This is a genomic window from Planomonospora algeriensis (genome assembly GCF_977012225.1).
Genome location: NZ_CDRNDK010000214.1, coordinates 1 through 10,568, shown reverse-complemented (window position 1 = coordinate 10,568; position 10,568 = coordinate 1). Strand labels below are relative to the sequence as shown.

Sequence of the window (10,568 nt, the reverse complement as noted above, 5' to 3'; positions counted from 1 at the left end):
CTCACGGTCGACGCCGCCGCCGCCTGCGTGCGGGCCGGCGGCGCACCCTCCCGGAGGGCACGCTCGTCACCGTCGACGGCACCGGCGGGGAGGTCGTCGTCGGCGAGGCCCCCCTCGTCCCGGCCATGGCCGACTCCTGCCTGCGCCGCCTGCTCGAATGGGCCGACGAGGTCTCCGGCGGCGACTCGGACGGCGGATCGGATGGCGGATCGAGCGGCGACCCGGTCCTGGGCGAGGCGGAACGCCTCAGAGCCGCGCACAGGGTCCTCCGGAGCACTTAGCCCCGGTTCCCGGAGGCCGTCCGGGATCGCCGACGGGACGGGAATCGCCGGCGGGACGGGATCCGCAGCGGGCGTCAGAGCTCCGCGACGATGCCGGCCAGCACCGGGCGGGTGTCGCCGCGCCGCCAGGCGACGGCGGTGGCGCACCGGTGGTCGGTCGGGAGCGGGACGAAGACCACCCCGGTGCGGGCGTAGTGCTCGTCGGTGCTCTCCGAGAGCAGCGCGACGCCCCGGCCCGCCGCGACCAGTTCCAGCGTCTCCTCGATCGCGCCGGAGCCGACCTCTCCCGCCACGTCGGACACCCCGATGGAACCGGGATGGCGGAAGGCCCGCCAGACGGGGTCGGGGCTGCTCGGCACCACCCAGACGCGCCCGCCGAGCTCGGCGGGGTCCACCTCCGCCCGCCGGGCCAGCGGGTCGCCGGCCGGCACCGCGACGGCCCGCCGGTCGGTGCCCAGCGGCCGGATCTCCAGGACGTCCCCGGTGGTCAGCGGCGGCCACACCACGGCCAGGTCGCTGACCCCGGTCAGCAGGCCGCAGGAGGGGTCGTCGAAGTCGAAGCGGCGCAGCCGTACCTCGCGGCCGGAGACACGGCGCACCTCGTCGAGCAGCCCGGCGGTGAGCGCGCCCGCCGCCTCCCCCATGAAGCCCACGGTCAGCCCGGGCGAGCGGCCGGTCAGCTCCGCCTCCAGCTCGTCGGCGGCGCTGACCACGCTCGCCGCGTGGGCCAGCACCCTGACGCCGTGCCCGGTCAGCCGCACCCCGTCGCGGTCCCGCACCAGCAGCCGCTCCCCCGCCACCGCCTCCAGGCGCCTGACGGCGGCGCTCACGGTGGGCTGGCTGACGCCGAGGCAGGCCGCCGCCTCCCGGAAGGAACCGGCCCTGGCGACCTCGACGAACGCCCGTACCGCGGGCAGTGTCACGCTCATGCGGCCACAATAGCCATCGGCTATCGCCATTCCCGGAAACTATCGGACGACCGCGGAGCGCGGCGTGGATGATCGGCTCATGCTGATCCGTGAACTGACCCTCGACGACCTGGACGCCTGCCTGGACCTGGCCGAGAGCCGGCGGTGGGGGCGGGAGGAGCGCAAGTGGCGCTTCCTGCTGGAGGGCGGCGAGGGCTACGGGATCGCCGATCCGGACGGCGCGCTCGTCGCCACCACGATCCTGACCCGGTACGCGCCCGCACCGCGGCGGTCAGCATGGTGCTGGTGGCCGAGCCGCGCGAGCGCCGGGGGCTGGCCGGCCGCCTGGTCCGGCACGCGGTGGAGCGGGCCGGTGGCGCGACGGTGTTCCTGAACGCGACCGCGATGGGCCGTCCCCTCTACGAGCGCCTGGGTTTCCGGGCGACGGGCGCGGCGGCCATGCACGTCGGCGTCTTCGGCGGGGACGCGGCGGAGGCCTCCCGCGCGGCCGTACCGGAGGACCTGAAGGCGATCGCCGACCTGGACGCGGAGGTCGTCGGCGCGACCGGTCGGCGCTGCTGGAGAGGTACGCCGGCTTCGCCGAGGAGCTGCGGGTGGTCGAGGACCGGTGCGGGGGGATCACCGGTTACGCCGGGCGCTGGCGCAACGTCGCCAACACCGTCATCGGACCGGTGATCGCGGCGGACCCCGCCGCCGCCCGGGCGCTGATCGCCGACCTCGCCGCCCGGACCCCGGGGCCGGTCCGCGTCGAGGTCGCCGACGACCGCCCGGAGCTGGTCGCGTGGCTGGAGGCCCGGGGCGTGGCGGCGGGGATGCGGACCTCGGACATGGTCCTCGGCGCCGGGCCGCTCCCCGGGGACCGGAGCCGGTTCTTCGCTCCCGTCATGTCCGCCCTGGGCTGACGGCCGCTGGAGCCGGGGCGCGGCCGGTCACCTCAGCGCGACCCTGGCGAAGGAGCCGCTGGACAGCAGGTCACCTCAGCGCGACTCTGGCGAAGGAGTCGCTGGGGAGCACCGGGCTCGGCGTCCAGCCGGTCACGCTCCTGGCCACCGCCGAGAACGAGGGGCTCTGCGCGTACGGCACACCCGGCACGAAGTCGGCCAGCAGCGCGTTCGCCCGCTTGTACAGCGCCTCCCGCACGGCCTGCTCGGGCTCCTTCTCAGCCTCGTCCAGCACCTTGAAGATCTTCTCGTTCCGGAACGACCACTGGTTGGAGAACGACTGGAAGAACGTGCCGAGGAAGTTGTCGGGGTCACCGAAGTCGCTGTTCCAGCCGAGGAGGTACAGCGGGCAGTCTCCGGCCCGGGTGGCGTCGAGGTAGCCGGGGCTCCACGGCAGGGTCTTCGGCCTGACCGTGAAGCCCGCGGCCTCCAGGTCGGCCTTCATCAGCCGGAAATTGCCCTCCGGGTCCACCATGTAGGCGCGGCTGACGCCGCTGGGGTAGCAGAACTCCAGGGTCGGGTCCGCCACTCCGGACTCGGCGACGAGCCGCCGGGCCTCGGCCACGTCGTGGTCGTATCCGGCGAAGTCCTCGCTGTGGCCCCACATGCTGTCCGGCATGAACGCCTGGGCGACCTTGGCGCCCGCGCCGTACTGGGTCCTGACGATCCTCTCACGGTCGATCGCGTGGGCGATGGCCTGGCGGATCCTCCGGTTCCGCATGATCTCGGTCTTCTGGCTGAAACCGAGGTAGCCCATGTTGAACGACGCCCGCTCCAGCACCTGCGCGCCGGATCTCTTGAGCGTCTCCAGGTCGTCCGGGTCGGCGTAGTCGAAGGCGTGCACCGAGCCGGCCAGCAGCGCCCGCGCCCGGTCGGCGGCCTTCTCGATCGGCCGGAAGACGATCTTGCTGAGCTTGGCCTTCTCGCCCCAGTAGTCGTCGTTGCGCACCAGCTCCAGCCGGTCGCCGCGGGTCCAGCCGGCGAACTTGAACGGCCCGGTGCCGATCGGGTGCCGGGTCCCGAAGGTCCCGGTGAACCGCGGCGAGCCGGCGGTCCCGGCGACCTGGTCCGCCCCGTACGCCTTGAGCGCCCTGGGGCTGGCGATGCCGAACGACGACAGCGTCAGCGCCGACAGCACGGCGGCGGACGGCTCGGTGAGCCTCAGCTCGACGGTCCGGTCGTCTTCGGCCTCGCAGCCGCCGTACAGGCTCTTCCGGAGGGTGCCGGACTCGTTCTTCGCGAAGCCGCGGAAGACCGTCACCCAGTAGTAGGAGACCGAGTCCGACTGGGCCAGGCCGGTGAAGTTGTACCAGCGCTCGAAGTTGGCGCAGACCGCCGCGGCGGTCAGCGGTTCGCCGTCGTGGAACCGCACGCCCGGGCGGAGCGTGAAGGTGTAGGCGTCGGCATCCTCACCGACCTTCCAGCTCTCCGCGAGGCCCGGCGCGACCCCGGTGCCGCCCGGCTCGGTGGTCACGAGCGTCTCGAAGATCTGGCTGGTCACCCGGGAGGACTCGCCGTCGCTGTGGAAGGCCGGATCGAGGATGGCGGGGTCGGCCGAGGAGGCGAAGACGAGGACCGACTCCTCCGTCGCCGTCCCCGCCCGGGCGGTTTCCGGGGCCGGGTCGTCCCCGCACGCCGCGGCGGACAGGATCAGGACCGAGCCCGCGATCACCGCCGCGGTCCTGCGCAGGGGCACACCGTCTCGTCGCATGCTGCACCTCATAGCCGTCTCACCGCCGGATCGAGGCCGCCCGTGCGGACCGGCTCTCCGGTGATCGAAGGATCCACGGGCGCGGCGCGGCTGGCCACCCTCGGTGAGAGGATGTGGCGCAAATGTGACAGTCGGTCGCCGGACGAGGCCGCCGGGCCCTCCGATCGCGTGCCCGGCCCGGAGCGCCCGGCTCGGATACGGGAACGCCCGGCGGGGCGCGGCTCGTGCGAGCCGCGCCCCACCGGGCGTCCTCCGGGCGGTCGGGTCGTGCTCAGGCGATCGTGCTCTTCGGGTCCCGCTCGTCCTGCACGTTCTGTGCGATCTTCGCGGCCGCCGGAGCCGAGACCTTGTCGGCGTTCTCCGGGAAGTGGCAGGCCACCTGGTGGCCGGGGGCCAGCTCCACCAGCGGCGGCTCCTCCGTCTTGCAGATCACCTGGGCCTTCCAGCACCGGGTGTGGAAGCGGCAGGCCGGCGGCGGGTTGAGCGGGCTGGGCACGTCGCCCTGCAGCCGGATCCGCTCGCGGTCGCCCCGGTGCTTGACGTCGGGGATGGGGACCGCCGACAGCAGCGCGTTGGTGTACGGGTGCATCGGCGCGTCGTACAGGCTCTTGCGGTCCGCGAACTCGACGATCTTACCGAGGTACATCACCGCGACCCGGTCGCTGATGTGCCGGACCACCGACAGGTCGTGCGCGATGACGACGTAGGTCAGGTCCAGCTCGTTCTGCAGGTCCTCCAGCAGGTTGACGACCTGGGCCTGGATCGACACGTCCAGCGCGGAGACCGGCTCGTCGGCGATGATCAGCTTGGGCTTGAGCGCGAGGGTCCGCGCGATGCCGATGCGCTGGCGCTGACCACCGGAGAACTCGTGCGGGTAGCGGTTGTAGTGCTCGGGGTTCAGGCCGACCAGCGAGAGGATGTCCTGAACCTCCTTCTTGATCCCGTGCTCGGTCTTGACCCCCTGGATGCGGAAGGGAGCGCCGACGATGGCGCCGACCGTGTGCCGCGGGTTCAGCGAGGAGTACGGGTCCTGGAAGATCAGCTGCATGTCGCGGCGGAGCGGCCGGATCCTCGACTGCGACATGTGGGTGATGTCGTTGCCCTCGAAGAAGACCTTCCCGCCCGTCGGCTCGATGAGCCTGGTGATCAGGCGACCCGTCGTGGTCTTGCCGCAACCGGACTCGCCCACCAGGCCGATGGTCTCGCCTTTGAAGACGTCGAAGCTGACGCCGTCCACCGCCCTGACCGCGCCGACCTGGCGCTTGAACAGGCCCTTGGTGATCGGGAAGTGCTTCTCCAGCCCCTGCACCGACAGCAGCGGCTCGCTCATGAGGACTCCAGACTCGGCTTGATCTCGTTCTCCCAGATGTCCCGCCTGAGCTCCGGCGGCATGTGGCACCGGACCAGGTGGCCGCCCGAGGACTCCAGCAGCGCCGGCACCTCGGTCTTCGCCTTGCCGCCGGTACGGCCCTCGAAGGTGCAGCGCGGATGGAACGCGCAGCCCGGGGGCACGTTGATGAGCGACGGGGGGTTGCCCTTGATCGGCATCAGCCGCTCGGTCGGCTCGCGGTCCAGGCGGGGCATCGATCCCAGTAGACCCCAGGTGTAGGGGTGCTCGGGACGCTCGAAGATGTCCTCGGCGGCGCCGTACTCGATGCACTTGCCGCCGTACATCACCAGGATGTCGTCGGAGAGCTCGGCCACCACGCCCAGGTCGTGGGTGATGATGATGAGCGCCGCGTTGAAGTCGCGCTGCAGGTCCCGCATGAGGTCGAGGATCTGCGCCTGCACGGTCACGTCGAGGGCGGTGGTCGGCTCGTCGGCGATCAGCAGCTCGGGGTCGCACGACAGGGCCATGGCGATCATGGCGCGCTGGCGCATGCCGCCGGAGAACTCGTGCGGGTAGCTGTCGACGCGCCGCTCCGGCTGCGGGATCCCCACCCGGCCGAGCATGTCGATCGCGTGCTTGCGCGCGACCTTCTTGCTGACCTTGTGGTGGATCCGGTACGCCTCGATGATCTGCTGGCCGACGGTGTAGAAGGGGTGCATCGCCGACAGCGGATCCTGGAAGATCATCGCCATCTTCTTGCCGCGCAGCCTCCGCACGTGCTCGGCGGAGGCGCTGACCAGCTCCTCGCCGTCCAGCCAGATCTCGCCGGAGATCTTCGCCCGGGTGCCCTTGTGCAGGCCCAGGATGCCCAGCGAGGTCACGCTCTTGCCGGAGCCGGACTCGCCCACGATGCCGAGGGTCTTGCCGCGCTCCAGCTTGTAGGAGAGCCCGTCCACGGACTTCACCAGACCGTCGTCGGTCGGGAAGTGGATGCGCAGGTCCCTCAGCTCGAGGAAGCTCGTCGGAGTGCTCATCCCAGCCTCACCCTCGGGTCGACCACCGCGTACAGCAGGTCGACGATCAGACTCGCCATCACGACGAAGAGCGCCGCGATCATGGTGACGCCCATGATCTTCGGAAGGTCGTTCGTCATGATCGCCTGGACGGCGTAGTCGCCGATGCCCTTCAGCGAGAAGGTGCTCTCGGTGAGCACCGCGCCGCCGAGCAGCAGCCCCAGGTCCAGACCGAAGATCGTCACGATGGGGGTGAGCGCGGCGCGCAGGCCGTGCCTGGTGATCACGGCGGACTCGGGCAGGCCCTTGGCCCGGGCGGTGCGGATGTAGTCCTCGCCCATGGTCTCCAGCATGCCCGCGCGGGTGAGCCGGGCGTAGGAGGCGGCGTAGAGGAAGGCGAGGGTGATCCAGGGCAGCAGGAGGTTGTAGGCCCACTCCGCCGGGTTCTCCTCGAACGGCGTGTAGGCGCCGCCGGGCGCGGTGATGCCCATCCCGTAGCTGAAGACCACCAGGGAGACGATGCCGGTGAAGAAGATCGGCAGGGAGACGCCCGCGAGTGCGACGCTCATCGCGGCGCGGTCGAAGAACGAGCCGCGTTTGAGGGCGGAGAGCACGCCGACCGCGACGCCGCCGAGCAGCCAGATGACCGACGCGCCGACGGCGAGCGAGAGCGTCACCGGAATCCGGTCGACCAGCTCCGGCCAGACCGGCTGCCGCTTGACGAAGGAGTAGCCGAAGCAGGGAGCGGGGCACTGCTCGACCGAGGCGCCGGTGTCGTACTCGGCGCCGGCGAAGACGCCCTTGATCCAGCGCCCGTACTGCACCGGGACCGGGTCGTTGAACCCGAGCTTCTCCGCCGCCACCGCGGCCATCTCCGCGGTCGCGGCCTTGCCCAGGTATCGGTTGGCGAAGTCCTCGGACGTGGCGCCCGCCATCCGGGGAACCACGAAGAAGATCGAGAATGTGACCATGCTCACGATGACGAGCATGAGCAGGGCGCCGATCAGGCGCCTGATGATGTATGTGACCACAGTCCCCCCGGCTCCGGGGGCCGGCCTTGTGGGCCGGCCCCCTTACGCCTTGGCTTTCGTCTGAACGGGTTTCCGGCAGGACTTACTGCTGGACGCCCATGCCCAGGTAGTCGTACATGTCGAACGCGCCGGTGACGAACACGTTGCTCGCGCCCTGCGGGCGGACCAGCACGCTCTTGGACCACACCGACGGCAGCACGTAGGCCCGCTCCATGACCAGCTGGTCGATCTGGCCCCAGATCGCGTCGCGCTTGGCGGTGTCGCTCTCCGTGAGCGCCTGGTCGATCAGCCCGTCGACTTCCTTGTCCTTGATGCTCAGGTTGTAGTTGCCCGAGGCCCGGATCGTGCGGCTGTCGACGATCTGGGACATGAAGCCGAAGCCGTCGTTCCAGTCGGCGCCCCAGCCGTTGGTGGCCAGGCCGACGCCGTTCTTCTTCACGAACTCCGGCTTGCCGGCGTACAGGGTGAAGTAGTCACTGGTCGGGTAGCCCTTGAGGGTCAGCTTGATGCCGACCTTGGCCAGCGCCTGCTGGAGCGACTCGGCGGTCGCCTTCTCCTTGGGGCGGTCGGCGCGGTAGGCCATGGTGGTCTCGAAGCCGTCGGGCTTGCCGCACGCGGTCAGGGCCTCCTTGGCCTTCGCCGCGTCGCCGGTCCCGGTCGGGTACAGGTCGAGCTTCTTCCAGCCGCCGATCGACGGGGGCATCAGGCCCGTGGCGATCTCGCCGCCGGCGAACTCGCCGCCGTAGGCGTTCTGCAGGCCGACGCGGTCGGCGCCGTAGATGATCGCCTTGCGGCACTCGACGTTGTCGAGCGGGGGCACGTCGCTGATGATCGAGGTGTACCAGGTACGGGTACCGGTGGGGTTGTCCACCCGGGCCTTCATCGCCGGGTCGCTCAGCACGCGGCCGAGCGCGGCGGGCTGCACGCCGGAGCCGGCCAGGTCGACGTGCAGGTCACCGGAGATGATCCGGTTGTCGAGGTCGTCGGCATTGACGCCGAGGGTGATCTCGTAGCGGTCCGGCAGGGCCTTGCGGACCGGGTCGGTCGCCTGGTCCCAGTGCTCGTTGCGGACCAGCGTGTACTGCTTGCCGGCCTCGACCTTCTCGAACTTGTAGGGACCGGAGGCGATGACGTGCTCGCGGTACTTGACGCCGGTGTCCTTGGCCTGGGGCACCGGGATGGTGCCGGGAAGGGCGGCGAAGTTGTCGAAGCCGGCGTAGGGCTTCTTGAGGTGGAAGACGATGGTCTGGTCGTCCGGCGTCTCGATCGCGGAGTCGGTGTTGACGTCCGGGGTCTTGTAGACGCTCTTGAAGTCCTTCGGCAGGTCCAGCCAGTCGTTGAAGTACGTCGGACCGTTGGGGTAGGTCTCCTTGTCCATGGAGCGCAGCACCGCGTACTTCACGTCCTTGGACGTGATCGGGGTGCCGTCCTCGAACTTCACGCCGGCGCGGAGCTTGTAGGTCCAGGTCTTGCCGTCGTCGCTCGATTCGCCCAGGTTCTCGGCCAGGTCGGCGGAGAGCTTGCGGCCCTCGGCGCCGGGGGCCGGGGTGTAGGTCACCAGCGAGCGCCCGTAGATGCGGACGAGGTTCCACGACAGGGCGTAGTAGGTGTCGCCCGGGTCGACGGAGTCCCAGTCCTCGGAGATGGCGAACTTCAGCGTGCCGCCCTTGGCGTCGGACGGGTTGAACACCTTGTCCACGCCGGCGTTGAACGCCTCCTGCGCGGCCGGGGCGCTCGCCTTGTCACCACCGGTCTGGCCGGCCTGGTTGCCCTGGCTGCTGCCGCCGCCGCAGGCGGCGAGGCCCACGGTGAGGACGACACCCGCGGCCGTGAGGCCCAGTGCGGATCCCTTTTTCATTGCTTGCACCCCTTGCAGGATAGGGAGATGGAACAGGAGAGGTCGGTGCGGAGTCCCGGGTCAGCGCGAGGACTTCGGGTCGAGCGCGTCGCGCAGCCCGTCGCCGAAGAGGTTGAACGCCAGCACCGTGATGAAGATCGCCATGCCCGGGAAGAACATGAAGTGCGGGACGGTGTAGAACTTCACCGCCTGCGCGAGCATCCCGCCCCAGGTCGCCGTGGGCGCCTGGATGCCGACGCCGAGGAACGACAGCGCCGCCTCGAACAGCACGTTCGTCGGGATCAGCAGCGTGGCGTAGACCAGGATCGGCGCGATCAGGTTCGGCAGGATCTCCCTGAACAGGATGTACGGCCCGCGGGCGCCGAGGCTGCGGGCGGCGTCGACGAACTCGCGCTCGCGCAGCGAGAGCGTCTGCCCCCGGATGATCCGGCCGATGTAGGGCCAGTTGAAGAAGCCGATCACGAAGATCAGCAGCAGGATCCGGAGCGTGTCTCCCTGCACCCCGAGCTCCTGCTCGAACTGGCCGAGCACGCCGACCAGGGCGATCGCGAAGACGAGCAGCGGGAAGGCGAGGAAGATATCCATCAGCCGGCTGATGAGGGTGTCGACCCAGCCGCCGAAGTAGCCCGCCATGACGCCCATGACGGTGCCGATGACCACCGAGAGCACGGTGGCCAGGAAGGCGATGAGCAGCGAGATCCGCGCGCCGTAGACGACGCGGCTGAACAGGTCGCGGCCGTTGAGCGGCTCCACGCCGAACAGGAACTCCCCGCTGATGCCGGAGCCGCCCTTGGGCGTCATCGTGGAGGGGTCGATCATCTCCTGGTGGAACTCGTTCGGCGGGTGGCCGAACCAGCCCACGATCAGCGGCGCGAAGGTCGCGACGAGGATCAGGAAGACGACGACACCGGCGCCGGCGAGCGCGACCTTGTCGCGTTTGAGGCGCAGCCACGCGATCTGGCCGAGCGAGCGGCCCTGGATGGCCTTCCCGCTCACGCCCGTGACTACGGCCTCCGGCTCGGCCTCGGCAGCCTTGCCGGGCGCGTCGAGCGGTGCGGTCATACAGTGGCCCCCTGGGTCCCAGACGACGTTGTCCGACGGGCGCGTGCCCCGGTCCGGGGTGTCGCGCCCTGAAGTCTACGGGCCCGTTTTCGCGGTCCCGCCTCGCAGAATCTATGGGCTGATCTGCGGTGACTAGTCCATTGGGGGGCTATGTGGCTTAACTGTGATTTACGTGAAATTCATTCGTTCTGATCTTGACATCCATGTATGAGTGGTGTTCCGGTTATGTCTTGATTTTGTGACATGACCAGGATCGATCCACCACCTCACCCGATCCCTCGGCGCTTGAGGATGTCCTCGATGTCGGAGAAGTCGTCGTCCGCCGCGGGCTGCGCGGCGGGCTTCGGAGCCGGCTTGGCCGCGGGCGTGCGCTTCGGCAGCGGCTGGGTGACCGCGGCGGCGCCCCTGAGCC

Annotated in this window: 8 protein-coding genes and 2 pseudogenes; 3 read left to right on the top strand and 7 right to left on the bottom strand. The window is 70.2% G+C overall.

Translation table 11 applies throughout. From position 1 onward, the window contains the following. A pseudogene (locus ACWJ6R_RS21055) lies at window positions 1-281 on the top strand (hypothetical protein); the annotation flags it as partial. A gap of 74 nt (window positions 282-355) precedes the next feature. Here ACWJ6R_RS21055 and ACWJ6R_RS21050 read toward each other — a convergent pair. After that, window positions 356-1,210 carry a LysR family transcriptional regulator gene (locus tag ACWJ6R_RS21050; protein WP_449063873.1) on the bottom strand — a complete coding sequence of 285 codons (855 nt, stop codon included), beginning with the start codon at window positions 1,208-1,210 and terminating at the stop codon, window positions 356-358. 276 nt (window positions 1,211-1,486) lie between these two features. Here ACWJ6R_RS21050 and ACWJ6R_RS21045 point away from each other — a divergent pair. Then, window positions 1,487-1,588 (top strand): annotated as a pseudogene (locus ACWJ6R_RS21045) (hypothetical protein); the annotation flags it as partial. 176 nt (window positions 1,589-1,764) lie between these two features. After that, on the top strand, window positions 1,765-2,112 hold the full coding sequence (locus tag ACWJ6R_RS21040; protein ID WP_449063875.1) for a hypothetical protein: 348 nt from the start codon (window positions 1,765-1,767) through the stop codon (window positions 2,110-2,112). A gap of 70 nt (window positions 2,113-2,182) precedes the next feature. Here ACWJ6R_RS21040 and ACWJ6R_RS21035 read toward each other — a convergent pair whose 3' ends face one another. From ACWJ6R_RS21035 to ACWJ6R_RS21010, 6 genes are all read right to left on the bottom strand, one after another. Continuing rightward, on the bottom strand, window positions 2,183-3,862 hold the full coding sequence (locus ACWJ6R_RS21035) for an ABC transporter substrate-binding protein (RefSeq protein ID WP_449063872.1): 1,680 nt from the start codon (window positions 3,860-3,862) through the stop codon (window positions 2,183-2,185). Window positions 3,863-4,133: 271 nt separating this feature from the next. Beyond that, window positions 4,134-5,192: an ABC transporter ATP-binding protein gene (locus ACWJ6R_RS21030; RefSeq protein ID WP_449063871.1), complete on the bottom strand. Its 1,059-nt coding sequence runs from the start codon at window positions 5,190-5,192 to the stop codon at window positions 4,134-4,136. Beyond that, window positions 5,189-6,226: an ABC transporter ATP-binding protein gene (locus ACWJ6R_RS21025; RefSeq protein ID WP_449063870.1), complete on the bottom strand. Its 1,038-nt coding sequence runs from the start codon at window positions 6,224-6,226 to the stop codon at window positions 5,189-5,191. Before ACWJ6R_RS21025 ends, ACWJ6R_RS21030 begins: the two co-directional genes overlap by 4 nt. Beyond that, the gene (locus tag ACWJ6R_RS21020) at window positions 6,223-7,236 is read right to left on the bottom strand and encodes an ABC transporter permease (protein WP_449063869.1); all 1,014 of its coding nucleotides are present in this window, start codon (window positions 7,234-7,236) and stop codon (window positions 6,223-6,225) included. The genes ACWJ6R_RS21025 and ACWJ6R_RS21020 overlap by 4 nt, the downstream gene beginning before the upstream one ends. A gap of 82 nt (window positions 7,237-7,318) precedes the next feature. Next, on the bottom strand, window positions 7,319-9,094 hold the full coding sequence (locus ACWJ6R_RS21015; RefSeq protein ID WP_449063874.1) for an ABC transporter substrate-binding protein: 1,776 nt from the start codon (window positions 9,092-9,094) through the stop codon (window positions 7,319-7,321). 60 nt (window positions 9,095-9,154) lie between these two features. Beyond that, window positions 9,155-10,156 carry an ABC transporter permease gene (locus tag ACWJ6R_RS21010; protein WP_449063868.1) on the bottom strand — a complete coding sequence of 334 codons (1,002 nt, stop codon included), beginning with the start codon at window positions 10,154-10,156 and terminating at the stop codon, window positions 9,155-9,157. Window positions 10,157-10,568 lie beyond the last annotated feature (412 nt).

What these genes read in the sequence shown, in the direction of transcription:
- ACWJ6R_RS21030 (WP_449063871.1), bottom strand. Translation starts at nt 5,192, where the DNA reads ATGAGCGAGCCGCTGCTGTCGGTGCAGGGGCTGGAGAAGCACTTCCCG.
- ACWJ6R_RS21015 (WP_449063874.1), bottom strand. Translation starts at nt 9,094, where the DNA reads ATGAAAAAGGGATCCGCACTGGGCCTCACGGCCGCGGGTGTCGTCCTC.
- ACWJ6R_RS21010 (WP_449063868.1), bottom strand. Translation starts at nt 10,156, where the DNA reads ATGACCGCACCGCTCGACGCGCCCGGCAAGGCTGCCGAGGCCGAGCCG.
- ACWJ6R_RS21050 (WP_449063873.1), bottom strand. Translation starts at nt 1,210, where the DNA reads ATGAGCGTGACACTGCCCGCGGTACGGGCGTTCGTCGAGGTCGCCAGG.
- ACWJ6R_RS21025 (WP_449063870.1), bottom strand. Translation starts at nt 6,226, where the DNA reads ATGAGCACTCCGACGAGCTTCCTCGAGCTGAGGGACCTGCGCATCCAC.
- ACWJ6R_RS21035 (WP_449063872.1), bottom strand. Translation starts at nt 3,862, where the DNA reads ATGCGACGAGACGGTGTGCCCCTGCGCAGGACCGCGGCGGTGATCGCG.